The organism is Streptomyces sp. MI02-7b, from assembly GCF_033793585.1.
Lineage (GTDB): Bacteria > Actinomycetota > Actinomycetes > Streptomycetales > Streptomycetaceae > Actinacidiphila.
Genome location: NZ_JARAWX010000034.1, coordinates 22,525 through 45,228 on the forward strand (window position 1 = coordinate 22,525; position 22,704 = coordinate 45,228).

General features: G+C 71.8%; 25 protein-coding genes. 11 read left to right on the forward strand and 14 right to left on the reverse strand.

Translation table 11 applies throughout. From position 1 onward, the window contains the following. Window positions 1–7: 7 nt before the first annotated feature. A complete protein-coding gene (locus PV364_RS36410) occupies window positions 8–418 on the reverse strand; it encodes a universal stress protein (RefSeq protein WP_319665165.1) in 411 nt (136 codons plus the stop codon). Here PV364_RS36410 and PV364_RS36415 point away from each other — a divergent pair. Further along, window positions 329–619, forward strand: a complete 291-nt coding sequence (locus tag PV364_RS36415; RefSeq protein ID WP_319665167.1) for a cation transporting ATPase C-terminal domain-containing protein — start codon at window positions 329–331, stop codon at window positions 617–619. The genes PV364_RS36410 and PV364_RS36415 overlap by 90 nt on opposite strands. An 89-nt stretch (window positions 620–708) precedes the next feature. Here the strand turns inward: PV364_RS36415 and PV364_RS36420 are convergent, their stop codons facing one another. Genes PV364_RS36420 through PV364_RS36430 form a run of 3 tightly spaced genes read right to left on the reverse strand, consistent with a single transcriptional unit; the run spans window position 709 to window position 3,291 of the window. Beyond that, window positions 709–1,476 (reverse strand): FAD:protein FMN transferase, encoded by a 768-nt coding sequence (locus PV364_RS36420; protein ID WP_319665168.1) that lies wholly within the window; start codon window positions 1,474–1,476, stop codon window positions 709–711. Beyond that, window positions 1,469–1,915, reverse strand: coding sequence for an FMN-binding protein (locus PV364_RS36425; protein ID WP_319665170.1), 447 nt, complete (start codon window positions 1,913–1,915; stop codon window positions 1,469–1,471). Before PV364_RS36425 ends, PV364_RS36420 begins: the two co-directional genes overlap by 8 nt. Window positions 1,916–1,926: 11 nt before the next feature. After that, window positions 1,927–3,291: a ferric reductase-like transmembrane domain-containing protein gene (locus PV364_RS36430; RefSeq protein ID WP_319665171.1), complete on the reverse strand. Its 1,365-nt coding sequence runs from the start codon at window positions 3,289–3,291 to the stop codon at window positions 1,927–1,929. Between the two features lie 157 nt (window positions 3,292–3,448). Between PV364_RS36430 and PV364_RS36435 the strand changes: the two genes are divergently transcribed. Together PV364_RS36435 and PV364_RS36440 are read left to right on the forward strand one after the other, a co-directional pair. Then, window positions 3,449–4,186 carry a response regulator transcription factor gene (locus PV364_RS36435; protein ID WP_319665173.1) on the forward strand — a complete coding sequence of 246 codons (738 nt, stop codon included), beginning with the start codon at window positions 3,449–3,451 and terminating at the stop codon, window positions 4,184–4,186. Next, entirely contained in the window at window positions 4,183–5,607 is a 1,425-nt protein-coding gene (locus tag PV364_RS36440) for a HAMP domain-containing sensor histidine kinase (protein ID WP_319665175.1), read from the forward strand. The genes PV364_RS36435 and PV364_RS36440 overlap by 4 nt, the downstream gene beginning before the upstream one ends. A gap of 263 nt (window positions 5,608–5,870) precedes the next feature. Here PV364_RS36440 and PV364_RS36445 read toward each other — a convergent pair whose 3' ends face one another. The 3 genes from PV364_RS36445 to PV364_RS36455 all read right to left on the reverse strand — a co-directional run bounded on the left by PV364_RS36445 (window position 5,871) and on the right by PV364_RS36455 (window position 7,564). Beyond that, entirely contained in the window at window positions 5,871–6,029 is a 159-nt protein-coding gene (locus tag PV364_RS36445) for a hypothetical protein (RefSeq protein ID WP_319665177.1), read from the reverse strand. Window positions 6,030–6,126: 97 nt separating this feature from the next. After that, window positions 6,127–6,825 (reverse strand): CBS domain-containing protein, encoded by a 699-nt coding sequence (locus PV364_RS36450; protein ID WP_319665179.1) that lies wholly within the window; start codon window positions 6,823–6,825, stop codon window positions 6,127–6,129. A 61-nt stretch (window positions 6,826–6,886) separates the two neighbouring features. After that, the gene (locus PV364_RS36455) at window positions 6,887–7,564 is read right to left on the reverse strand and encodes a CBS domain-containing protein (RefSeq protein ID WP_319665181.1); all 678 of its coding nucleotides are present in this window, start codon (window positions 7,562–7,564) and stop codon (window positions 6,887–6,889) included. 319 nt (window positions 7,565–7,883) lie between these two features. On the opposite strand from PV364_RS36455, the gene PV364_RS36460 reads away from it, so the two are divergent. Next, window positions 7,884–8,795 carry a universal stress protein gene (locus PV364_RS36460; RefSeq protein ID WP_319665182.1) on the forward strand — a complete coding sequence of 304 codons (912 nt, stop codon included), beginning with the start codon at window positions 7,884–7,886 and terminating at the stop codon, window positions 8,793–8,795. Window positions 8,796–8,857: 62 nt separating this feature from the next. Here the strand turns inward: PV364_RS36460 and PV364_RS36465 are convergent, their stop codons facing one another. Next, complete coding sequence (locus tag PV364_RS36465) at window positions 8,858–9,733, reverse strand: universal stress protein (RefSeq protein ID WP_319665184.1); 876 nt, start codon at window positions 9,731–9,733, stop codon at window positions 8,858–8,860. Window positions 9,734–9,929: 196 nt separating this feature from the next. Here PV364_RS36465 and PV364_RS36470 point away from each other — a divergent pair, with 196 nt between their 5' ends. The 5 genes from PV364_RS36470 (at window position 9,930) to ppk2 (ending at window position 13,533) form a co-directional block, all read left to right on the forward strand. After that, on the forward strand, window positions 9,930–10,616 hold the full coding sequence (locus PV364_RS36470) for a CBS domain-containing protein (RefSeq protein ID WP_319665186.1): 687 nt from the start codon (window positions 9,930–9,932) through the stop codon (window positions 10,614–10,616). A 76-nt stretch (window positions 10,617–10,692) separates the two neighbouring features. After that, window positions 10,693–11,355, forward strand: a complete 663-nt coding sequence (locus PV364_RS36475) for a helix-turn-helix domain-containing protein (protein ID WP_319665187.1) — start codon at window positions 10,693–10,695, stop codon at window positions 11,353–11,355. A 121-nt stretch (window positions 11,356–11,476) separates the two neighbouring features. Beyond that, window positions 11,477–11,941, forward strand: coding sequence for a cyclic nucleotide-binding domain-containing protein (locus PV364_RS36480; RefSeq protein ID WP_319665188.1), 465 nt, complete (start codon window positions 11,477–11,479; stop codon window positions 11,939–11,941). 37 nt (window positions 11,942–11,978) lie between these two features. Then, window positions 11,979–12,611 carry a CBS domain-containing protein gene (locus tag PV364_RS36485; protein WP_319665189.1) on the forward strand — a complete coding sequence of 211 codons (633 nt, stop codon included), beginning with the start codon at window positions 11,979–11,981 and terminating at the stop codon, window positions 12,609–12,611. Window positions 12,612–12,720: 109 nt separating this feature from the next. Further along, entirely contained in the window at window positions 12,721–13,533 is an 813-nt protein-coding gene (gene ppk2 / locus PV364_RS36490; protein WP_319665190.1) for a polyphosphate kinase 2, read from the forward strand. Window positions 13,534–13,942: 409 nt separating this feature from the next. Here ppk2 and PV364_RS36495 read toward each other — a convergent pair whose 3' ends face one another. The 3 genes from PV364_RS36495 to PV364_RS36505 all read right to left on the reverse strand — a co-directional run bounded on the left by PV364_RS36495 (window position 13,943) and on the right by PV364_RS36505 (window position 17,300). Further along, the gene (locus tag PV364_RS36495) at window positions 13,943–14,476 is read right to left on the reverse strand and encodes a universal stress protein (RefSeq protein ID WP_319665191.1); all 534 of its coding nucleotides are present in this window, start codon (window positions 14,474–14,476) and stop codon (window positions 13,943–13,945) included. Beyond that, window positions 14,473–15,429 (reverse strand): universal stress protein, encoded by a 957-nt coding sequence (locus tag PV364_RS36500; RefSeq protein WP_319665192.1) that lies wholly within the window; start codon window positions 15,427–15,429, stop codon window positions 14,473–14,475. The genes PV364_RS36495 and PV364_RS36500 overlap by 4 nt, the downstream gene beginning before the upstream one ends. Window positions 15,430–16,373: 944 nt before the next feature. Then, entirely contained in the window at window positions 16,374–17,300 is a 927-nt protein-coding gene (locus PV364_RS36505; protein WP_319665193.1) for a universal stress protein, read from the reverse strand. A 341-nt stretch (window positions 17,301–17,641) separates the two neighbouring features. Between PV364_RS36505 and PV364_RS36510 the strand changes: the two genes are divergently transcribed. Then, complete coding sequence (locus tag PV364_RS36510) at window positions 17,642–17,785, forward strand: hypothetical protein (protein ID WP_319665194.1); 144 nt, start codon at window positions 17,642–17,644, stop codon at window positions 17,783–17,785. Between the two features lie 575 nt (window positions 17,786–18,360). After that, complete coding sequence (locus tag PV364_RS36515; protein WP_319665195.1) at window positions 18,361–19,047, forward strand: helix-turn-helix domain-containing protein; 687 nt, start codon at window positions 18,361–18,363, stop codon at window positions 19,045–19,047. A 195-nt stretch (window positions 19,048–19,242) separates the two neighbouring features. On the opposite strand, the gene PV364_RS36520 is transcribed toward PV364_RS36515, so the two are convergent. The 3 genes from PV364_RS36520 to PV364_RS36530 form a co-directional block, all read right to left on the reverse strand. Further along, window positions 19,243–19,890 carry a cysteine hydrolase gene (locus tag PV364_RS36520; RefSeq protein WP_319665196.1) on the reverse strand — a complete coding sequence of 216 codons (648 nt, stop codon included), beginning with the start codon at window positions 19,888–19,890 and terminating at the stop codon, window positions 19,243–19,245. Window positions 19,891–20,421: 531 nt separating this feature from the next. Continuing rightward, a complete protein-coding gene (locus PV364_RS36525; protein ID WP_319665197.1) occupies window positions 20,422–20,871 on the reverse strand; it encodes an Rrf2 family transcriptional regulator in 450 nt (149 codons plus the stop codon). A gap of 154 nt (window positions 20,872–21,025) precedes the next feature. After that, window positions 21,026–22,249, reverse strand: a complete 1,224-nt coding sequence (locus PV364_RS36530; RefSeq protein ID WP_319665198.1) for an MFS transporter — start codon at window positions 22,247–22,249, stop codon at window positions 21,026–21,028. Between the last annotated feature and the right edge of the window lie 455 nt (window positions 22,250–22,704).

A 22,704-nucleotide genomic window follows, 5' to 3' on the forward strand; every position in this document is an offset into this window, starting at 1 on the left:
GCGGCATTCAGCCGATCGGAATGAGAACCACGGGGCAGTGCGCGTGATGGAGCACCGCGTGTGTCACGGGGCCCATGCGCATTCCCAGTGGGTCGCCTTGCCGCCGGGCGCCGACGACCAGCACGTCCGCTGACCGGCTCGCCTCGACCAGAGCGGCGGCGGCCGGACCGGAGACGGTGTGTACCCGCACCGCGACGTCGGGGAACTGCTCGGCCCGCTCGGCCGTCGCGAACCGGGCGAGGTCCTCGTGCTGACGGGCCTGGGCCGGCACGTCCTGCCGCGGTGAGACCGGCCACTGCCCCATCCTCAGCAGCGGGCGGGTCCACGTGTGGACCACCCTCAGGCGTGCGCCGCGGCGGTCTTCCTCGTTCTCGGCGCCACCCAGCTGGGCATCGCCCTGGCGTCCCGGGCTCGTCACGGTTCGCTGGACAACCCCTTCCTGCTGGTGGCCGTCACCACCGCGCTCGCGCTGCAGATCGCCGGTGTCTGCCTGCCCCCGCTGCGCGTGCTGCTGGGCACGGACCCCGTCTCGGCGGGGGACCTGGCCATCGCCTGCAGCCTGTCCGTCCTGGGATACCTGGTGATGCGCCTCCAGACGCGGCTGTTCCCGGCCCGCTGAACGAACCCGGGCCCCGCGGGGCCTGTGGCGAGCGGCCATTGTGCCGCCGCGCGGCCGGGACCCGGGCGGACTGCACGCGACAGAGCCGCTCAGGAGGCGAGCCGGTCGAATCCCGAGGTGCGCCAGGTACGGCCGTCGGGCAGGACGGCGAGTGCCTCGTACCCCGCCAGCGATTCCAGCCAGTCGCGGGACTCCTCACCCCGTGCGAAGGCCGCGGTCGCGTAGGCGTCGGTCATCGTCAGGCGGGATCCGACGACGGTGACCGAGGCGAGTCCCGCGGCGGGCGAGCCGTCGTGGGGATCGAGGATGTGGGCGCCGCGTTCCGCGGTGCCCGAGGTGGCGACGGCCAGGTCTCCGTTCGCGATCACGACCGTGGCCAGCTCCGCGGGATGCAGCGGATGGGCGACGCCGATGCGCCACGGTGTTCCGGGAGCGGCCTGGCCGCGGACCTGGATGTCACCGCCGCCGTTGACGCAGGTGTGGAGTGCGCCGGCTTCGTGGAGCAGCCGGGAGGCGTTCTCGGTGGCCCAGCCCTTGACGATGCCGGAAGGGTCGAGGGTGCCGTCCGCCACGGCACTGAACCAGCCCTCGGTGTCGCGGTTCGCCCGGGCGCACAGCGAGAGCACCTCGTGAACCTCCAACGGGCAGTCGGCCAGGCGGATCTCGTCGCGGCCGAGCCTGCTGACGGCGCTGTCGTGCCGGTACGTGGAGAACACCGCGTCCACGGTGTGCAGGTGGCGGACGGCGTCGCCGAGGGCACGGTGGATCGCGGTCGTGGGCCTGTCCCGGATGTCGAAGGAGAAGACGGTGCCCATGACGTGCTCGACGTGTCGCAGACCCTGCTCAGTGTCACGCACGGGCCTGGTCCAGAGCGCTCTGCAGGGACTGGATGTAACCCTGGCTGGTGTAGCTGGCGCCGGACACCGCGTCGATGTGGGCGCTTTGGGCGCCCAGCGCCTCCTGGGTCAGGCGCGGCAGGGCGTAGGAGGCGATCTGCTGGTCCCGGCCGTTCTCGTCGGGTGCCTGCAGGACCCGGACGGCGGTGATCTTCCCTCTGGTGAGGGTGGCGGCCACCTGGACCGTCCCGTAGCGCGTGTCGATGGGAGTACCGGTGAAGGTGCCGCTGGTGGCAGCGGTCCCGCCCGAGGCCGCCTGTTGTCCGGACGGCGGTGAGGAAGAGGTCGGCGAGGGGGCCGCCGGAGCGTCTGCCAGAGGGGCCGGATGATGGGGCTTGAGGGAGAGCAGCGCAACGATCAGGGCGCTGGTCCCGGTCGTGGTGAGGACGGCTCGGCGCACGGCGGTACTCCTCAGAACGCGAACGACTCGTGGTGGATGCGGCGCGCCGGCACACCGGCCTCGCGCAGGGCCCGGACAGCGGCTTCCGCCATGGGCGGCGGGCCGCAGAGGTAGACGTCGTGGTCGGCCAGGTCGGGTACGAGGCCGTTCAGCCCCTGTGCCGTCAGGGGCGAGGAGAACCGTTCCGGGGTGTCGACGACGTAGTGGACGGTCGCGCGACGGCGCTCGGCTATCGCATCGAGTTCGCCGCGCAGCGCGAGGTCTTCGGGGCGGCGCGCCCGGTAGACCAGGGTCACCTGGCCCGGCAGGGTCTCGAACAGGGCCCGCAGAGGTGTGATGCCGACGCCGCCCGCCAGCAGCAGCACCTTGGCCGCGGTGCGGCGGTTCGCGGTGAAGCCGCCGTAGGGGCCTTCCGCCCAGACGCGGGTGCCGGGGGTCAGCCGGGCCAGTGCCCGGCTGTGGCCGCCTGCCGCCTTCACGGTGATGCGCAGGTGCCGCGGGTGGGCGGGGGCGGACAGGGAGTACGGGTTGGCGGTCCACCACAGGCCGCGGGTGAGGAAGCGCCAGCGCAGGAACTGCCCCGGTACGCCGCCCAGTTCGTCCAGGTGCTCACCACCGAGGTGGACGGACACGACGCCCGGCGCCTCCGGCCGGACCGCGACGACCCTGAGCCTGTGGCGCAGCCCGCGCCGGACGGGCACGGCGAAGCGGTACCAGGCGACCATGGCGGCGACAGAGAGGTACAGCGCGTACCAGGCGGCCTGGGCGGCCCGGTCGCCGACGAAGTCCGCACCGTTGGAGAGCTGGTGGCCGAAGGAGAGGAAGACCGCCAGGTAGGTGAGGAAATGCAGGTAGTGCCAGGTCTCGTAGCTCATCCTCCGGCGGGCCGCACGGGCAGAGAGGACCGCTGTGGCGAGGAACAGCAGAAAACCGGCGGTGCCCTTGAGCAGGTCGGGATAGTCCAGGACCAGGGTCGTGGTCTGCCCCACGAGGGAGCTGTGCGAGGCCAGGGAGTAGCCCCAGATGATCAGCAGGGTGTGGGCCAGGGCCAGCGACACGGTGCAGCGTCCGCCCCACGCGTGCCAGCGGGCGAGCCGGTCGGTACCGACACCGTGGTCCAGGAGCGGGACCCGGGCCATCAGGGCGAGCAGGACCGCGCATGCGTATCCGGCGACGAGCCCGGTGATGCGGCCGGCACCGGTCAGCCAGCCCGCCGGGCCGACGACGGAGGAGGTGTCGCTCCACCACAGCGCCAGGGTCCCGGCGGCGCCCGCCCAGATGACGAGCGGCGCGAGCACCGGGACGACGCTGCGAGGCGGCCGCCGGTGCTGCACGTGGCGGCCCTCGTATGCGGCACTCGTGGATGTCGTGGCCATGGAGTTCCCTGGGGCTCGATCGGGTGTCGGCGCGCCCAGCATCACCACCGAACCTCTGCGTACCCTCTGAACGGGGAGCCACAGCGACGTTTCAGAGGAAACTCAGAGGCTTCCCCCGCCGACAGGGGGGCGGCTCACGAGAGATCCTGGACGGACCATGGAAGAACGCAGTACGCCGCCCCCCGCCCTGCGACGTCCCGACGGCAGCCCGGTGCGGATTCTGGTCGTCGACGACGAACCCGATGTCACCGACGTGCTGTCCGGTGTCCTGACCGTCGAGGGCTGGGAGGTCCGCACGGCCGCCGACGGGGCGTCCGCACTGGCCGCGGCCCGGCAGTTCCGCCCCGATGCGGTGATCCTGGACTGGATGCTCCCCGACGCCGACGGCCTGCAGGTCCTGCGCGAACTGCGACGCGACGCGCACCGCGTGTGCGTGCTGTTCCTGACCGCCCGCGACGCGATCGAGGACCGCGTCGCCGGGATCACCGCCGGCGGTGACGACTACGTGACCAAGCCCTACAGCCTGGAGGAGGTCCTCGCCCGGCTGCGCGGCCTGCTGCGCCGGGCCGGCATGACCGCGGAAGCCGACGCCGGTCTGCTCGTGGTCGGCGATCTCACGATGGACGAGGAGGCCAGGGAGGTCCGCCGCGGGGGGACGGCGGTCGATCTGTCCCGTACCGAGTTCGAACTCCTGCGGTTCCTCATGCGCAATCCGCGCCGTGTGCTGTCCAAGGCCCAGATCCTCGACCGGGTCTGGGCCTACGACTTCGGCGGCCGGGCTCACGTCGTCGAGCTCTACATCAGCTACCTGCGCAAGAAGATCGACACGGGACGCCCCCCGATGATCCACACCGTTCGCGGGGTGGGCTACGTCCTCAAGCCGGAGACGCCATGAGACGGCTCCCTCCGCGTACCCTGCGCGGTCAGCTCACCGCCGGTCTCCTCGTCCTGCTCGCCGTCGCCTGCCTGACCGTCGGCGTCACCACCGTCCTCGCCCTCCGCGGATTCCTGGTGGGGCGGCTCGACGAGCAGCTCACGGCGGCCGACGGCCGCTTCGCCGCCAGCCTGGAGCACGAGAGGGCCCCCGACGCGGACAACCGGCCGGACACCCGGGGACAGGCCGACGCCACCTTCGGTGCCCGGCTGCTCGACGGCGTCGTCACCCAGGCCGCGGTGGTCGACGACACGACGGACCGACCCCTCACGCTCCTCCCCGGTGACCGTCGCGCCCTCGCCCGCATCCCGGTCGACGGGACAGGCCACAGCATCCGCCTCTCCCCCCTGGGCGGCTACCGGGTCGTAGCGGTTCAGGGCGACGACAACGACATCCTCCTCACGGGGCTCCCCCTGCACCCCGTGGAGGCGACGCTGCACCGGCTCGAAGCCGTCGAGGCCGGGGTGTTCGGCGCTGCGCTCCTCGCCACGGGCATCGCGGGGGCGCTGTGGGTGCGGGTCTCGCTGCGCCCCCTGCGCAAGGTCACCGAACAGGCGACGGGCGTCGCGCGGCTGCCCCTGGCCGACGGCGACGTCGCCATGCCCGAGCCCCTCCCGGACTCCGACCCGCGCACCGAGGTCGGACAGGTCTCGGTCGCACTCAACCAGATGCTCGGACACGTCGAGGACGCCCTGGTTCGCCGCCAGGCCAGTGAGGAACGCCTGCGGCACTTCGCCGCCGACGCCAGTCACGAACTGCGCACCCCCGTCGCCAACATCCGCGGCCACGCGGAGCTCGCTCTGCGCCGGCACGGCCCCGTGCCCGCCGACATCCGCCACGCCCTGGAACGCATCCAGTCCGAGTCCCACCGTATGTCCCGCCTCGTCGACGACCTCCTGCTCCTGGCCCGGCTCGACGCGGGACGCCCCCTGGAACACGAGGACGTCGACCTGACCCTGCTCGTCCTGGACGCCACCCACGACGCCCGCGCCGCGAGCCCCGGCCACCGCTGGCTCCTGGACCTCCCCGAGGAACCCGTCACCGTGACCGGCGACGCCCACCGCCTGCAGCAGGCGGTCGGCAACCTGCTTGCGAACGCCCGCACCCACACCCCGCCCGGCACCCAGGTGACGGTCGCCCTCACCTCGGACGAGGGCGGTGCCTGCCTGACCGTCAGTGACGACGGACCGGGCATCCCCGAGGACCTCCTGCCCGAGGTCTTCACCCGTTTCGTCCGCGCCGATCAGGCGCGCTCGCGCAGTACCGGCAGTACCGGACTCGGGCTCGCCATCGTCCAAGCCGTCGTCACCGCCCACCAGGGCACCGTCCACGTCAGCAGCCGCCCAGGACACACCGCGTTCCGCGTGGTACTCCGCACATGAGCCGGCAGACCGGGCGCCGCGTTGTGGAGGGCGCCGGCCCGGGCTTCCACCAGTCGGCAGTGGTCGGCAGTCGGCGGGTACCGCGTCGCCCGCGTCCAGGACCAGTACGTCACAGGGCACCAGTTCCCGTACGGGCACCACCTCGCGCTCGCCGTCCCGCAGCGCGGTACAGGTGTGCCGGACCATCGCTCGCAGGGACTCCGCCGTGCGCTTCGCCGAGTACTCCCGGGTGAAGCCGATCACCGCGTCGAGCAGCACCACTCCTACGATGGCCAGGGCGAGTTGGAGCGCCCCACGGTCGTGGGGGCTCTGCAGTCCGTATGCCAGGAACGTGATGAGGCGATGAGCAGCACGATCGCGCACAGGTCCGTGAACCGGGCCGGCAGCCGGCGCCACAGGCCTCGACCAGCCGTCGCGGGCATTTCGTTCGGACCGTACCGCCGCAGGCGGCCCGTCGCCTCGGCGACCCCCAGTCAGCGGAGGCGCCGTCGTGGCCACGCCGGGGCGTTCTCCCGACGCTCAGCTGCGAAGCGAGCCCTCGGCGATTTCGTGGACATGGGGCGCGACGGACCGTCGTTGTGTGTCGTCCAGCCGGTACGTGAGCCGGTTCACCACGGCGACGACACCGTCTATGCGGCGGGTCAGACCCTCGGCAAGAGGGATCTCACTGCGGCGCTCCAGCCGGCCCTCAAGGATGACGACCCCGCCCTGGACGCTCACCGCGAGGGCATCCGGACCGAGCCACAGGGCTCGGATCGCCACCTCGTCGACCACTTCGGCACGGATGTCGGCGTCGGGGCGCAGGAACATCTGGAGCAGGTCCCCGCGGGTCACGATGCCGACGAGGCGGTCCTCCTCGTCGACCACGGGCAAGCGGTTGACCTTGTGTTCGGCCAGGGCACGGGCCGCGACGGCGACGGCATCGGTCGCACGGACGGTGACGGCCGGTGCGGACATCAGCTGCCCTGCGGTGCGATCGTGGAGGCCGGCGGCGCCGGACCGTGCGGACTGCTGACGGGCGGAGCCCTGGGGCTCGGCCTGCCGCGCCGTCAGGTCGGTCTCGGAGACGACCCCCAGCACCTTGTCGTCGTCGTCCACCACGGGCATGCCGCTCACCCGGTACCTGCCGAGCAGTGCGGCAATGTCCCTGAACGGGGTTTCGGCCCGCACGCTGACGACATCCGGGGTCATGACGTGCCCGGTCTTGCGGAGCCTCATCGTCATCTCCTTCCGGCCGCGACGGCGCGGCCTCAGGCGGGGGCCCCCTCGCCGCCTCGGTTCAGCGTGGAGCGGCCGCCGGCCTGCTGGTGTCGTCGGCCTTGAAACCGAGACGCGCCCGGACGTCCACGACGCCGTCCACTCCACGGCACAGCTGCGTCACGACGGGGATGAGGCTCCTGCGGTCCACCACGCCGTCCAGTGACACCTTCCCGTCGGTCACCGTCACGGCGACAGCTCCCGGGGCCAGGCCGAGAGTCCTCACCAGCACGTCACCGGTGATCTCCTCGAGGATCGCGTGGTCCCTGCGCAGGAACAGCTGCAGCAGGTCCGTGCGGCTCACCACCCCCACGAGCCGACCCGCCTCGTCCACCACCGGCAGCCGCTTGACGTTGTGGCGTTCCATGACCCGTGCCGCCTCCACGACCGACCACTCGGACCGTGCGACGACCACCGGGCTGCTCATCAGACCTTCCGCGGTGGTGGCGTCGATGCGGGCACGGTCCTGGGGCCGCGGGTGCGGGGGCGGCAGCAGGCCGGCCGGGTCGAGCAGCCCCGCCTCCTTGCGCAGCAGATCGGCCTCCGACACCACCCCCACGGGTCGTCCGTCGTCGTCGACCACGGGTACGGCGGTGATCTCGTGCTCCGTGAGCTGCTTCGCGATGTCCTTGAACGACGTGTCCCTGCGTACTGACACGACGCCCTTGGTCATCAGGTCGCCGACGTTGCGGTGATGCATCGTCTCCGCCTCCTGCCTGTAGCCCGTGCCCGCCCTCTGCGGGCTCTGCGGTGTTGCACCTCCACTGTCGAACCGTGTGCGGGGTCCCGGCATGGGCCAGTGGGGCCACGGGAGTCGGCCGAGCGGCCCACCAGAGCGGGCGGCAGCCGGCTGCTCGGCGTGCACGCCGGGTCCTGAAGCCCGCTCCATGGGCCGCCCGGCCCCGGAGACGGGACCAGCGGCCCCTGCCCGGCCCCCGACGGTGCCCGGGAACCTGAACCCGTCAGACCTTCCCCTCGAACCCGGGTCGCCTGTGCGCCGGTTCATCAGGAGGCACTTCATGTCCCTTGCCATCACCGCGGGAGTCGACGGATCGCCCGCCGGCCTGGCCGCCGCGGACTGGGCCGCCCGCGAGGCCCGGCTCCGAGGCCTTCCCCTGGTCCTCGTACACGTCCACGACTGGCAACCGCGGGCGTACACCTACGCGCCCCTGGCCGGTGGGATCGCTCCGCTGGACGCCGGGACGCAAGCCCACTGGGCGGAGCGCACTCTGCGGGACGCCGCCACGGATCTCGGGCGCCGCCATCCGGGCCTGGAGATCTCCACCCGGCACCTGGGCGGGGAGCCCGCCGCGGTGCTGGCCGCCACCGCGCAGGAGTCGGAACTGCTGGTGCTCGGCTCGCGTGGCCTCGGCCCGGTGACCGGCTTCCTCGTCGGCTCGGTGGCCTCCGCCACGGTCGCCCGCGCCGCCCGCCCGGTCGTCCTGGTGCGGGCCGGCGGCACCGAGGGAGACCCCACGAGCGGCCGCTCCGATGCGGCGGCGTCACGCGACGTGGTGCTGGGACTGGATCTGACCCGTCCGAGCGAAGAGCTGGTCTCCTTCGCTTTCGAGGCCGCTTCACTGCGCCGGGTCCCCCTGCGTGTCGTGCACGGCTGGAACCTGCCGCCTGCGTACGGCTATGACGCCGGGGCCGCCTACGCGGAGCTGCAGAAGGAGATCGCCGTCACGGAGGCGGGCGCTCTGGCGCAGGCACTGCTCGGATGGCGGGAGAAGTACCCGTCGGTGGCGGTGTCCGAGCACTCCCTCCTCGGAGGTGCCGTACCGCTCCTGCTGGACGCCGCGGCAGACGCCTGCCTCGTCGTGGTGGGCCGTCGTATCCGCCGGTCCGCTGCGGGCATGCACGTCGGTCCTGTCGCGCACGCGATGCTGCACCACTGCGCCGTTCCCGTGGCGGTGGTCCCGCACGCCTGACACGGCCGCCGCGTATCGGCACGCCTCTCACGGCCCGGCGGAAAGGGTCGGGCCGTCAGAGCTCAGGCTTGGTCGGGAACGACGGCCACGGGGCACGGTGCGTGATGCAGCACGGCATGGTTCACCGGCCCCAACTGCAGTCCGACGGGACTGCGACGGCGCCGCGCGCCCACGACCAGCAGGCCGGCGCCTCCGGCGGCATCCAGCAGCGACGGGCGTGCACGCCCCTCGGGCATCAGGCGTTCGACGGGCACGTCCGGGAAATCAGCCGTCGGCCGCCTCAGAGCCTGGTCCAGCCGTTCCACGGCCACGGCGTGATCCTTGTGGGCGGCCGAATCCCGCCATCCCTCCCAGTCGGGGCCCACGCCGTGCGGCGTCCTCCAGGCATGGACGGCCAGGACGCCCCAGCCGCGCAGTCGCGCTTCGGTGAAGGCGAACACGCAGGCGGCATCCCCTGACCCACCAGCTGGATCGATGCCCAGGGTGATCCACGGCCTGCCCCCCGGATCGGCACCGTCGCCGCGGATCACGACGACCGGGCAGGTCGCCTTCGCCGCCACCGTCAGACCGACCGAACCCAGCAGTTGAGAGGCGAACTCGCCACGCCCGCGGCTGCCGACCACGATGGCGGCGGCCTGGTGACTCAAGTGCAGCAGTGCTTCCTCCGCCTCCTCGGCCAGGACCTCGCGCGTGACCTCGATCTCCGGCCGGCGCAGCAGCGCGCGTTGCCCGGCCGACGCCAGGATGCGCTCGGTCATGCCCCGCTCGGTTGTACGGCCCGCCCCGAGGGACGGCGCGGATCCTTCGTAGCGCTCCCAGAGGGAGGCGTACACGATGCGCAGTTCCGAACCGCGCAGGGCCGCTTCATCGGCGGCCCAGTCCACGGCGATGAGCGCGGCATCGGAGCCGTCCGTGCCCACGACCAGGGGAAGCGGCATGATCGCCACCGCCTTTCTCCAGCTTTCGCCCTTTTGTCAGTTTCGGGATCGGCAGTCCCCGGAGACAGGGGTTGCCCGGCCCTGCCCGGGGTCCGGTCGGCCGGAGTACGGGTCCTACCGGCCCATGCGCCGCCCCACCGGAACGAGGGAGAGTGATGGCGAGGGACGGAGGACGGAGGACGGAGAGGAGACAGTGATGTGGCACCGAAACGTCAGTGACCTGATGACGACGCCCGCGGTGAGCGCGCGGCCGGACACGGCCTTCAAGGAGATCGCGAAACTCCTCGCGGAACACGACGTCACGGCGCTCCCGGTCGTGGACCGCGACGATCGTCCCGTGGGAGTCGTCTCCGAGGCGGACCTGATGCGCAAGGCGGCCGGGCAACGCGATCCGGCCGACCTCATGCCGCCGTTGTACGCCTCGCCCGCGGACCGCGCGAAGGCGGAAGCCGTCACCGCCGGCGAACTCATGACGAGCCCGGCCGTCACGGCCCGGCCCGAGTGGACCGTGGCGGAAGCCGCCCGGACGATGGAGCAGCACCGGGTGAAGCGCCTGGCCGTGGTCGACGAGGTCGGCTGCCTGGTCGGGGTGCTGAGCAGGTCGGACCTGCTCAGGGTGTTCCTCCGGCAGGACCGTGCGATCCGCGACGAGCTCAACTCCGAGGTGCTGGGCCATGCCTTGCGGCTGTCGCCCCTGGCGGTCACGGTGCACGTGGTCGACGGCCGCGTGACCCTGGAGGGGACGATCGAGCGGCGGAGCCTGATTCCCGTCCTGGTCGCGCTGTGCAGCGGCGTCGACGGGGTCGTCGACGTCCGTGAGCACCTGCGGTACCACGAGGACGACTCCAGCCGTCCCGCGCCGACTCACCGCCAGCCCGCCTGACCCACGGGGCTCCTCCCGTCGCGGCGCCGTTCATCCCCGGCGACTGGCGACCGCTGAGCAACAGAGAGGCATGATCATGACCGGCAACACCACGTCCCATGCCCGCGGCGACATCGGCCGGCGGGTCGCCCGGCGCCGTGAGGAACTGGGGCTGTCACGCGACGAGGTCGCCCTCAGCGCCGGCCTCTCCACCGGCTACCTGCGTTTCCTCGAGGAGGAGGCCACGGCGGCTCCCGCCATGGGAACGCTGCGCGGCCTTGCGGCGGCGTTGAGCACCACGGTCGTCGCCCTCAACGGAGGCGAGGCGGATCTTCCCCCAGGACTGGGACAGGCTTCCGCGCACCCGCGCTTCCTGGAACTCGAACCCGACGAGTGCCGGGAACTGCTGGGCACTCACGGTGTGGGTCGTGTCGTCACGTTCGCCGACGACGGTGTGGCGGTGCTGCCGGTCAACTACAGCATCGTGGGACAGGCCATCGTGTTCCGGACGGCGACCGGGTCCGCACCCGCCGCCGTAGCGGGCACCGATGTCACCTTCGAGGTGGACAGTGTCGACGAGGCCCTGAGCCAGGGCTGGAGCGTCCTGGCACGCGGCCACGCCCGTGCCGTGGCGGGCAGGCAGGCGGAGGAACTGGAACGGCTGGCCTACACCGGCCCCTGGCCCGGCAGGGACGACCGCGACCTGTGGATACGCATCGACGTGAACGACCTCACCGGGCGTCGCATCGAAGTCCCGTGACAAACCGGCCCGACACCCGGCGAGCCGGGCAGAGCCGCACGGACCGCGGTAGGGGCCTGCGGGACCGGAACAGGAAACGCCCGTACCGGCCGCAGGGCCACGGAAACACTCGGAGGCAGTCATGACCACCAGCCGCACGACCGGGCTCCTCGACGCGTTGCCGCCGACTGCCCGCGGGCGCCTGACCGAACTGTCCCGCGAGGTCGACTTCCCCGAGCGGACCCGTGTCTTCGAAGAGGGGCAGCGAGCGGACCGCTTCTGGGTCATCCGGACCGGCTCCGTCTCCCTCGATCTGCATGTGCCCGGCAGGCGCGCCGCGGTCGTCGCAACACTGGGACCGGGCGATCTGCTCGGCTGCTCCTGGCTCTTCCCCCCGTACACCTGGCACTTGGGAGCTCAGACCCAGAGCCCCGTCCGGGCGCTGGAGTTCGACGCGACGATCGTGCGGGCACTGTGCGAGGCCGACGCCGCATTCGGCCGTGATGTCGCGCGGCGCGTCGCGGAGATCGTCGCGCATCGGCTGCAGGGCGCCCGCACACGTCTCCTCGACCTCTACGCCCCCTACGGGAGCGGCCAACGCGGATGACCGCCGGGGCGCGTCCCCGCGGCGGAAGGAGGATCTCGTGCACGGGAGCCCGCACATCGTGAGCGACGTCATGACACAGACGGTGGTGGCCGTCGCCCGTGGTGCTTCGTTCAAGGAAATCGTCGAGACGATGGCGAAATGGAAGGTGAGCGCCGTCCCGGTGCTGGAAGGTGATGGCCGGGTGATCGGTGTGGTCTCGGAAGCCGACCTGCTGTCCAAGGAGGAGTACCGCGACAGCGATCCGACCCGGGCCGAGCAGATGCGCCATCTGGCCGAGATCGCCAAGGCCGGAGCGGTGACCGCCGAGGAGTTGATGAGCGCTCCAGCGGTGTGCGTACGCGCCGACACCACGCTCGCCCAAGCCGCACGGGCCATGGCACAGCGCCGGGTCAAGCGCCTGCCGGTGACCGACGGCGAGGGCATTTTGTGCGGCGTGGTCAGCCGGGGCGACCTGCTGAAGGTCTTCCTGCGGCCCGACGAGGACATCGCGGAGGAGGTGCGCCGTGAGGTGGTGGCCTATCTGTTCCCCGGACAACCGTCGCCGGTGCGCGCGGATGTGAAGGAAGGCGTCGTCCGCTTCAGCGGTACGCCACGCGACACGGCCCTTGTGCCCGTCGCCGCCCGCCTGGCCCGCGCCGTGGAGGGCGTCGTGGACGTCGAGTGGGACTGAGGGGAGGGTTCTCGGCCACAACCACTCCGCCGATCAGGCCACGGACGGCCGCGCCGCGAAGCGTCCGCCGCACGAAGTGAGCGTTCCAGGAAAGCGAGGGCACCGGGAGATGGGTGACAAGAAGCGGCAGGGCCGCCTGTCCCTGGGCGCCTACGAGCGGGAACTCTTGCGCCTGCAAGTCGAGTTGGTCAAGTTGCAGGAATGGGTGCGGGCCGAGGGCCACCGGCTCGTCGTCGTCTTCGAGGGCCGCGACGCGGCGGGGAAGGGCAGCACGATCAAGCGGGTCACGGCCCATCTCAACCCGCGCATCGCGCGCATTGCCGCCCTCCCGGCACCGACCGAACGTGAAAGCACGCAGTGGTACTTCCAGCGGTACGTCGACCACCTGCCGGCGGCCGGGGAGATCGTGCTGTTCGACCGCAGCTGGTACAACCGTGCCGGTGTCGAGCACGTCATGGGCTTCTGTACCCCCCAGGAGCACGCGCGCTTCCTCCACCAGTGCCCGATCTTCGAGCGGCTGCTGATCGAGGACGGCATTCTGCTGCGCAAGTACTGGTTCTCCGTCAGTGACGCCGTCCAGGAACAGCGCTTCAGGGCCAGGCTGGACGACCCGACCCGCCGCTGGAAGCTGTCGGGTATGGATCTGGAGTCCATCACGCGCTGGGAGGCGTACTCACGTGCCAAGGACGAGATGTTCGTGCACACCGACATCCCCGAGGCCCCCTGGTACGTCGTCGAGAGCGACGACAAACGCGCGGCGCGCATCAACATGATCGCGCATCTCTTGTCGAGCATCCCCTACGAGGAGGTTCCGCTGTCTGCCATCGAACTGCCGCAGAGGCCGCCTTCGACGGGCTATCAGCGTCCGCCGCGCGACTTGCAGACGTTCGTGCCGGACCACGCGGCCGGCCTGTGCGAGTAGGGCTCGCGGGCACGATCCGCCGACGTGTCGACGGCGTACCGCGCACCGGAGACGCACCGCCGCAAGGAACATCGGCGGCACGCCGTGAGCGCGCTGGGAACCGGACCGCGTCCCGCAGCGGGCATCCCGCGCCGTTCATGCTCCACGGCGGCACGGCCACGGCTGTGGCCCCCGCTGCCACGGCCCTGCCGTTGGGCCTGGCAGATCTCGACGGGGTCGGCACCCCCGAAGCCGTCTTCGCGTTTACCGCGGGAGCCACGGACCGCTCTGCCGCCCGAAGACTTGCCCGCGGCCCTCCACGACGAGGGCGACGACGTGGCCATGATCGCCGTCCGACGGGAACGGACCGCGCCGCCCGCGGTCCATGGCGTCGAGCCCCTCGCCGGCGGTATCCGGCGCCTGCCGTCGATCATTGGTCCCGCGCGTCCGGCGCGTCCGGTGCGTCCCGGCGCAGGCTCGCCGCCTCGGGTCCGGGCGCGGCCGGCTGCGGCTGCTCCTGGCCTCTGACGATGACGATCGGGCACGGTGAGTGCTGGGTACAGTGCTGTCCCACCGATCCCAGCAACGCCTCGGCGAACCCGCCGTGTCCACGGTTCCCGAGCACCAGCAACGAGGCGCCTTCGGCCGCCGCGAGCAGCACACCCGCCGGTGTGCCGTACTCCACGCGGCTGTGGATGTCCACCGCGGGCTCCGCCCCCGTCACGGTGGCGATGGTGTCGTCGAGGACCTGCGCCGCCGCGCCATCGAGATTCAGATCCTGTCCCATGGGGGGCATCCAGCCGAACGAGCCGTAGAACTGTGGGTACTCCCACGCGATCACTGCGTCGATCACCCCGTCCACCAGCGACGCCTGCCGTACCGCCCAGGCGAGCGCCTCCTTCGAGGACGGTGAACCGTCGACACCGACCACGATCCGCGGCCTGTTGTCCTGCTGCGTACTCACACTGCCTCCTCGGCGACGGTCCCGTCGGCGCGACCGCGCGACCGTTGGTGACGTGAGGTCTCATCGCCGCTCCCGCCGTCCGGGTGCGGTACGACGACGACCGGCGAGCGCGCGTGGTGGAGAACGCCCTGGCTGACCGATCCCATCAGCATGCCGGTGAAGCCGCCGAGGCCGCGCGAGCCGACGACCAGTCCCCTGCAGTCGGCCGAGGCGTCGGTGAGCGCCTGGACGGGGTGCCCCCGTACGACCTCCTGGCGGAGGTCCACGTCCGGATGGCCGGCGGCAGGCCCTTCCACCGCTCGGGTCAGAGCCTGCCGTGCCTCCTCCTCCGCCGCCGACCTGTTCGGGCCGCCGAGCAGCCCCGGGTGCCAGGCGTACACGGCATGTAGGCCCACACCGTGCAGGGATGCCTCGTCGAAGGCGAAGTCCACGGCTGCCGCCGAATGCGTGCTGCCGTCCACACCGACGACCCAGTGCTTCTGCGTCTGCCCTGTGGCTGCCGACTCCGGGACGACAGCCACGGGACAGCGGGCCTGGGCGACCACCGGAAGGGTGACCGACGCGGAATGGAATAGATCCTGGGCCGTGGCCGGATGCCGGGAGCCGAGTACCACCAGCGCGGCGTCCTGGGCCTGCTCGCGCAGCACCCACACGGGATCGCCCTCGGCAAGCAGTGCGGAGACCTTCACGTCCGGCTGCCGGGACTCGGCGAACGCCACGGCCTCGGCCAGCAACTGCTCCCCCGCCGTGTGCAGGGCCGCGTTCCACTGCTCCCAGGAAGGCGGGACCTGGTCCGGCCGGTATCCGGCGGTGGGAACACCCTGGGCGTGCAGCAGCAGCAGCGGAAGCCGTCGCCGCGCGGCCTCGTCGGCCGCCCAGGTCAGCGCGGACCGGCGCTCGGGTTCCGGAGCGACACCGACCACGATGGGCCGGTGACCTGGTGAAACCGTCATCATTGCCTCCCAGGCGCACTGGTTCCCATGCGACCCTCGCCGCGTCACCGTCGCCCGCGGGAACGGTCTTCGCACGCGGTGGGAAAGGGACCCACGGCGCGCCTGGCGCGGCACGGCGACGGGGCACCGACGGGTACGGCGCCCGCTGGGCCCGCACGTCCCAGCGTGTGCGCGGACCTGCCGAGCCGCAATGCCGCGGCGCCCCCACCGGAGGCCGGCACAGTTCGGTTGCGTCGGCGGATGTCCGAGGTCCGGGGGCGACACCGTCCGCATCGCGGGGGCGATGACGGTACAGCCCGGCACTGACGTTTCCGTCCCTCCCCTGCTGCGTTTGTGCGGGAGGGAGCCCAAGCACTCATCGCTGATCGCTACGAAGTCACCGGGCGCTGTCGGCGGCGCGAGGTGGCCGCCGGAACCGAAGGCAGGGTCGTGCCGGTGGGGGAACCGCGCCGATGACAGTGACAGCGCCGCGTGCACCACAGGCCGGAGGCCCGGTCGTGGCGACGGCAGGGGGCGGCACCCGCGGCGTGCGGGGTCCGCCACGGATGCGCGCCCAACCGCGCTTCCGCGGGAGCGGCCCTCGGTCGAGGAGGGACACCCACCATGACAGCCGGATTCCCCGCAGCGGCCTCTGCGGACCTGCCTGGTGACGTACCGGGCAGGCGGCTCTCCCGCCGGGCGGTCCGCCGTCCGCCGGAGCCGACCCCGTCGGCTGGGCCGACCGGGTGGCCGAGGTTCCGGAGACGGCACGGGCAGCGACCGTACGCACCCACGACCGCCGGCGTCCCCGCGGTCGCTCGGGGGACGGAGGAGCACAGCGGTTCCCGGCCCGATCCGCCTTGCGCGCCGCCGCACTGACGGTCGTGGCCTGTCCCGCTCGGCCCGCATGCGCGTCGCGGCCGAATCCGCGTGGGTGTCCGGGCGCGGGAATGCCTGCCGTGTCCTCACGGCTGTGCCGTCGTAGGGACCGGAACGACCGCCACCGGGCAGTGCGCACCATGCAGCAGCGCGCGGGTGACAGGACCGAGCCGCGGACCGGGCCCGCCTGCGCGGCGATGCGCGGCCACAACGACCACGTCGGCGGTACGCGTGGCCTCAAGAAGAACGTGGGGCGCCGTACCGTGGACGGTTTCGATGTCGGTCGCGACTTCCGGGTGGGCCTTGCCCAGCCGAGCGACCGTCCGGATCACTTCCGAGTGCCCCGTGAACACTCCCTCGGAACACTCGCCCGTCCGCTGCCTTCGGGGCGCGGTCGGCTGGGAGGTCCAGGCATGCAGGACGGTCAACGAGACGTGGCGGCGGTCGGCCTCGGCCAAAGCGAACGCCGCCGCCTCGGTGTCGGCGTCGCTTTCCAGGCCCAGCACCACGTGACCGTGTCCAGTGGGTCGCGCAGGTGACTCCCCGCGCACCACGAGCAGCGGACACGCCGAGTGCGCGGCCACATGGAGGCTCACCGAGCCCAGGAGCGCGCCCGTGACAGCGCCGTGCCCCCGCGTCCCGACCACGGCGAGACCCGCGTCGCGACTGCGGCGCACCAGCACTCCCCCGGCGTGCCGGTCGACCAGCGAGGTACTCACCCGCAGGCCCGGGCGCAGTTCGGCGGCGCGTGCGGCGGCCGACGCGAGCAACGCCTGCGCGACATGGTAGGGGCGGACCCCCTGGCGCGCGGCCTTGCGGTGGCCGCCCCAGGGCTGCCCGTGCAGGATCTCCAGCCGCACATCACGCCTGTCGGCCTCCGCCACCGCGGCGTCCAGCGCACGCCCGGAGGCCGGCGAGCCGTCCACCCCGACGACCACATGTCCGAACAACTCCGGGTTGGGCGGCGGCTCCCACCACGTGGAGCCCAAGTCCTGGTCCGGATCCGCGTCCATCGTGCCCCTCCTTCGCTCTCCAGGCGCGATGCTTCATCGGCCGTCGAGACCAGCGTGAACGCGGTGAGCCGGCGGCGCCCGGGGCCGGACGGCCCCCATGCACGGGCCGAAGCGCCCCGCGGCGCCTGCGGGACCGGATTCCGCGTCCGGCGGCCGCATCTGACGGCATGTCACATAGCCGTGTGGTCCCTCGTCCGTCGCCGGGTACACGAGGCTCAGCGGGCGGGGGCGTACCCCCGGCGGTTGCCTCGCCGACGAGGGCCTCGCAGGTCATCCCCGTCGAGCCCGGGTGGGGCGGGGGGACCGCCTGGCGGGCCCGGACTGCCGAGGGAGGCGATTCGGTGGCTCCGCCGATCTGGGACTGGACCTCGTGGACGTGGATGGGGTGGGCGTCCTCCGTGAAGTCGTGGATCTCCGAGACCTCGGTCCCTGCCGGCGCCGGGTTGTCCGTGGTGGGATCGTTCTGCCGCAGCGGGACCGGCTGACCGCGTCGGCCATGGAACCGAGCGGGAGCTGCCGCGGCCCGACGTGTGGAAGGATGCGTCCCCGCGACGTGCCGCTCGCCCGCTCATGGCCGATGACCATCCGCGGACCAGCCAACCGCTGCACCGCCTTGCCGGACAGCGCCGAACGGCCTCGATCGCACGACGCACCTCGGACGCCCGGGGGCCGTGTCCGGCACGTCAGCCCGGTTCCCTTCGCGGCGGAACGGCCTGGCCGGACAGATGGCCGGCGGATGAATCGACACCCGTGCCTGTGCCAACGCAGTCTCGCGATCGCCGCTGGTGTCCATCGGGACGGCCTCCGGCCACAGAGCCTCGTCGGGTGCCGTCGCAGCGGCAACGGCGGGCCCGGCGTCGGAAGCCCCGGGGCCTCGGGTCTCCAGCCGAGTGGCCCCAGCCGCGCTGGGAACGCCGCGGTGCAGAGGCACCAGATCCGCACTGGCTCGAACGGCTACGCAGGCAGCCGCTGCACTCGGCCTGCCGATGAACCCCGTCGCCCGGCCGACAGGACCGCGGCCGCCGACGGTGACATCCTCGACGGTAGGAGGTGCAGAGCCGTGAGCGAGAACCGCATACCCTCCCACGCGCCTATCGGCACGCCGAAACCTGAGCCGGGCGAGGTGGCTCGCCGTGTGACGCAGCGCTGCGCGATGCTGGGGATCAGCCGTGAGGAGGTGGCGCGTCGGGCAGGCATGTCCCCCCACTATCTGAAACTGCTGCAGGAAGCCGGTGCCGACTTCGATCCCGCCGGTCTGCTCCGGATTGCCGCGGCGCTGCGCACCACCCCTGGCGAACTGCTCGGGGGCGCCGCTGACCAGCCTCCGGGGCAGGGCCCCACCGCGTCTCATCCGGTTCTGCAAAAACTCGGTCCTGAGGAGTGCCGGGACAGGCTCGGCACGCACGGAATCGGCCGCGTCGCGATGGCCACTTCCGAGGGACCGGTGGTCCTGCCGGTCAATTACACCGTCCTCGCCGGCAGCATCGTCTACCGCACGGATCCCGACGCGGTGACGGCTGCCGCGCCGGGAACCGAGGTCGCCTTCGAGGTCGATCACGTCGACGAGGCGATGAGCTCGGGATGGAGCATCCTGACCGTCGGCAGGGCCGAGCACGTCGACGATCCCGGCGTCGTGCGGCAACTGTCCGAACAAGCGGCGACGGCCCCATGGGCCGGCGGGAAACGCGACCTGTGGGTCCGCATCAATCCCACGCGGGTGACTGGGCGAGTGATTCGAACCGCCTGATCGGCTCGACCTGACGACGCGGGGGAAACGGGGTACGCGGCCTCCCGGCTGGAACACGGCCGCTCCTGACCAGCGGAGTCGGCGGTCGGCGGCGACAATGCGGAGAGCCGTGGATCACAGGGCACGCGTCCGCTCAGGATCATCGGCCCGGAACACCCGTCGGAACGTCATCCCTGTCTCCCGGCTCCGCACTCCTCAGCGCATTCCATCGAGTACTTCGTCAGTCGACAGCAGCGCATGCGCAAAGAAGCGGTAGTTGATGATCGCCGCCTGGTAGCCGTCGCCCCAGACCGGGTGCCGGGGTCCGGCTGTGGCATCCCTGACCACGGCGACCTCGAATCCCTCCTCGACGAGGTGACGCAGGTGGGACTCGACGCACATGTTGGCCAGCATCCCGCCGAGAATGATTCTCTGCATTCCGCGCTTGCGCAGTTGCAGTACCAGGTCGTTGGTTTGCGGTCCGAATACCTTGTGCGGGCTGGCGACCACCGTTCTGCCGTCTTCGATATAGGGCTTGAAGCGGTCGAGCCAGTCTGCTCCGGAGTTCCGGAACCCGGTGAGATCGAGCTGTCCCGCCCGTGCGAACGTGTGGGTCTCGAGCTCGCTCGTCTCCAGCGGCCCGTTCATTCGCCACCCGTTGTCGGTCGGGTAGAAGTAGTGGGGCGAGATGAAGACCTCGTATCCGCCCGCCTTCGCCGCCTCGAAGATCCTCTCCATGTTCTCGACGGTCCGGTTCTCCGTGACGCTCGCTCCCACCACGTCCCAGTTCGCCCCGTGCTCGCTCAGCACGTCGTTCTGCGGGTCGATGAACACCACCGCCGTGTCGGCCTTCTTGATTTCCACGTGACGCTCCTCACGCGATCACACACCACTGGTGCGGGGTGACAATTGTTCGGTACAGCGGAGGTCTTTCCGAGGCACATTCCGGTGGTCCGGTGACGCGAGGTCTGTTCCCGAGCGGATGCGGCGGATTGCGTCGCCGATCGGCCGCACGCGAGTGCCGCGCTCACCTTCGGGGCCCGCGCCCCGAGGAGGCGCTGTCTCGACCGTTCGACCCTCCGCCCACTTTGCCCCATCGCGGGGCGTTCTGCATGGCCGAATGGCCGCACCTCGGTCGCCGCCCCTCCTCGACGCCCGTCATCCCGCCACGCGGCCTGCCCGTCGGACCTGCCAAGCCGGAGTCGAGGCGCGATCACTGAGGCGCGGTTTCAGGCGGGAGCGTTCCTTGTGCCGGGACGCGCGCCTCGCATGCCGTTCAAGCGGCTTGTGAGGCCGGCGCCCTCGCGGAACTCCCCCGGCGTGTCCGAAGCCAGGTCCTGACGCAGGGCGGCATCACCTCTCCCGCCGGCGGAGGACGCCATCGGAGTCCGGGCTTCAGAGGGGGCGGACCTTCGCCCCCTGCTCGGCGAGGACATCCCGCAGCATGTCGGCGATCGTGGTGCGGGCCAGTTGCTGCCGCATCTGCTGTTCCAGGCTGCTGTACACCTGTTGCAGGGCCGGTCGGATTCCGAAGCCGACCGGGCAGTCGGCGTTCGGCGGGGTGTGGTGCATCCCGAACGGGCCTTCACCCTCCACGGCGAGGTAGACCTCGAGCAGGGTGATCTCTTCGGGCTCCCGCTTCAGGATCCAGCCGGCCCCCACACCCCTTTTGGCCTCCACCAGTCCCGCCTTGCGGAGGTCGCCCAGGCATCGGCGGATCACCACGGGGTTGGTGTTGACACTTCCCGCGATGCGCTCCGAGGTGGCGACCTCGTTGTTCTGCCGGTCCAGAGACATCCAGGTCAGTACATGGGTCCCGATCGTCATTCTGCTGTTGGCACTCACCTTGGCCTCCTCTCCGGCCGTCCGGGGCCCTTGTCCACCCCGCTCCTCACGTTCCCGCATCGTAACATTCAAGGTTACATCGCCATGGCGCAGTCCCTCACCGGGCCGCGGCGCCGTGCACGTGGGCGATGCACGCGCCGTCACCGCCCGGAGGTCAGCCGAGCGGCAGGCGGGGGCGGATCTGAGTGGCCGCACTGAGCAGTGCGAGCGTGCTGCCGACGGCGAAGCCGGCCCACGTGCCGTATCCGTCGACGACGATGCCGCCGATGAACGACCCTGCGGCCAGTGCGATTTGGCATGCGCTGACCAGGAGCGCCATGCCGCTTTCGGGGGCTTCGGGGGTCGCGCGCAGAATCCAGGTCTGCAGCGCCAGGGGCACCGCACCGAATGCCGCTCCCCAGACCACGACGAGGGCGACCACCGCGGGTGCCGCGCCTGCCGCGGCGTTGAGGAGGGCGGCTGCGGCCGCGACCAGGACGGCCGAGACGACGTACACCGAGCGCAGACGGCGGCCGATCACCGCGCCGGCGGCGAAGTTGCCGGCCAGCCCCGCCAGACCGTAGGCCAGCAGGACCGCGGTCACGGCCGAGGACCCGAAGTGTGCCCGATCCTCCAGGTACGGCGTCACATAGGTGTAGGCGGCGAAGTGCCCGAAGAAGATCAGCACGGTGGCCAGCAGGGCGATACGGGCTGCGGGACTGCGCAGAGCGGAGGTGAGTGCGGCCAGGCGGATCGCCCCGGTGGGCGGCAGCGCGGGCAGCCTCACCGCCAGGGTGGCCAGGGCCAGGAGAGCGGCACCGGCGGCCACGACGAACGCGGTGCGCCACCCGGCAAGGTGGCCCACCAGCGCGCCGAGCGGCAGGCTGACCACCGTGCCGGCCGAGATTCCGGCGGTGATCAGTGATGTGGCCCGGTGGACGGCCCGGGCGGGCACCAGTCGCGCGGCGACACCGGCGCCCATGGCCCAGAATCCGCCCACGCCGACGCCGAGCAGCACCCGGGCGGTCGCCATCACGGCCATGTTGGGTGCCATGGCTGCCAGGGCGTTGGAGGCTGCGATGAACAGGGCGAGGACGATCAGGACTCTGCGCCGGTCCAGTCGCCCTGACGCCATCGTGACCAAGGGAGCCGTCACCGCGGCCATCAGACCGGGCACGACCACCACCAGGCCGACCGTCCCGATGGACACACGCAGGCTGGAGGAGATCACCGGCAGCAGCCCGATCGGCAGGAACTCCGACAGCACCAGGACAAAGGACATCAGCGCGACGGAGACGACGGCCGACCAGCCGCCTCGCGGAGAGCGCCCGCCTCCGACCACGCCATGTATCGACTCCGGCTGCTGGACGGCCGAAGCCGTGCGGGAAGGGTTACTCATGCTCTCTCTCCTGGAAGGGCCCGGGCCCCGTTGATGCGTCCCGCGTGAGACACGAAGGCTGCGCTTCGCAGAGACGGAAGCGGACAAGCGGTCACGCCGGTGTGACCTGAGAACGCGGGCGGGCGTTCGCACGGGCGACGTTCAGCCCGGACCGCCGCACGCTGATGTAACAAGGTATGTTACATCAGGCCGCGGCCGGTACCGGGGCGGCCGTCCCGGAGCGGGCCCACCGCCGGAGGGTGGGTTCGGCCGGGGGCCGCGAGCCGGGGGGGTTCCGGACGGGGGCCGCGCCGCCGCGACGCCGGTGGAGCCGCTGCTCCCGCCACCGCGGACGGGGCCGAAGCGCGGGCGGTGCGGGAAGCACACGTGACGACGCATCGTGGACGCGGTCTTCCACGCGGTGCAGACGGGCTGCCCGTGGCGGCAAGTGCGGTACGACGTCCCGCCCCGGCAGA

What these genes read in the sequence shown, in the direction of transcription:
- PV364_RS36430 (WP_319665171.1), bottom strand. Translation starts at nt 3,291, where the DNA reads ATGGCCACGACATCCACGAGTGCCGCATACGAGGGCCGCCACGTGCAG.
- PV364_RS36435 (WP_319665173.1), top strand. Translation starts at nt 3,449, where the DNA reads ATGGAAGAACGCAGTACGCCGCCCCCCGCCCTGCGACGTCCCGACGGC.
- PV364_RS36440 (WP_319665175.1), top strand. Translation starts at nt 4,183, where the DNA reads ATGAGACGGCTCCCTCCGCGTACCCTGCGCGGTCAGCTCACCGCCGGT.
- PV364_RS36445 (WP_319665177.1), bottom strand. Translation starts at nt 6,029, where the DNA reads ATGCCCGCGACGGCTGGTCGAGGCCTGTGGCGCCGGCTGCCGGCCCGG.
- PV364_RS36450 (WP_319665179.1), bottom strand. Translation starts at nt 6,825, where the DNA reads ATGAGGCTCCGCAAGACCGGGCACGTCATGACCCCGGATGTCGTCAGC.
- PV364_RS36455 (WP_319665181.1), bottom strand. Translation starts at nt 7,564, where the DNA reads ATGCATCACCGCAACGTCGGCGACCTGATGACCAAGGGCGTCGTGTCA.
- PV364_RS36460 (WP_319665182.1), top strand. Translation starts at nt 7,884, where the DNA reads ATGTCCCTTGCCATCACCGCGGGAGTCGACGGATCGCCCGCCGGCCTG.
- PV364_RS36465 (WP_319665184.1), bottom strand. Translation starts at nt 9,733, where the DNA reads ATGCCGCTTCCCCTGGTCGTGGGCACGGACGGCTCCGATGCCGCGCTC.
- PV364_RS36470 (WP_319665186.1), top strand. Translation starts at nt 9,930, where the DNA reads ATGTGGCACCGAAACGTCAGTGACCTGATGACGACGCCCGCGGTGAGC.
- PV364_RS36475 (WP_319665187.1), top strand. Translation starts at nt 10,693, where the DNA reads ATGACCGGCAACACCACGTCCCATGCCCGCGGCGACATCGGCCGGCGG.
- PV364_RS36480 (WP_319665188.1), top strand. Translation starts at nt 11,477, where the DNA reads ATGACCACCAGCCGCACGACCGGGCTCCTCGACGCGTTGCCGCCGACT.
- ppk2 (WP_319665190.1), top strand. Translation starts at nt 12,721, where the DNA reads ATGGGTGACAAGAAGCGGCAGGGCCGCCTGTCCCTGGGCGCCTACGAG.
- PV364_RS36500 (WP_319665192.1), bottom strand. Translation starts at nt 15,429, where the DNA reads ATGACGGTTTCACCAGGTCACCGGCCCATCGTGGTCGGTGTCGCTCCG.
- PV364_RS36505 (WP_319665193.1), bottom strand. Translation starts at nt 17,300, where the DNA reads ATGGACGCGGATCCGGACCAGGACTTGGGCTCCACGTGGTGGGAGCCG.
- PV364_RS36530 (WP_319665198.1), bottom strand. Translation starts at nt 22,249, where the DNA reads ATGAGTAACCCTTCCCGCACGGCTTCGGCCGTCCAGCAGCCGGAGTCG.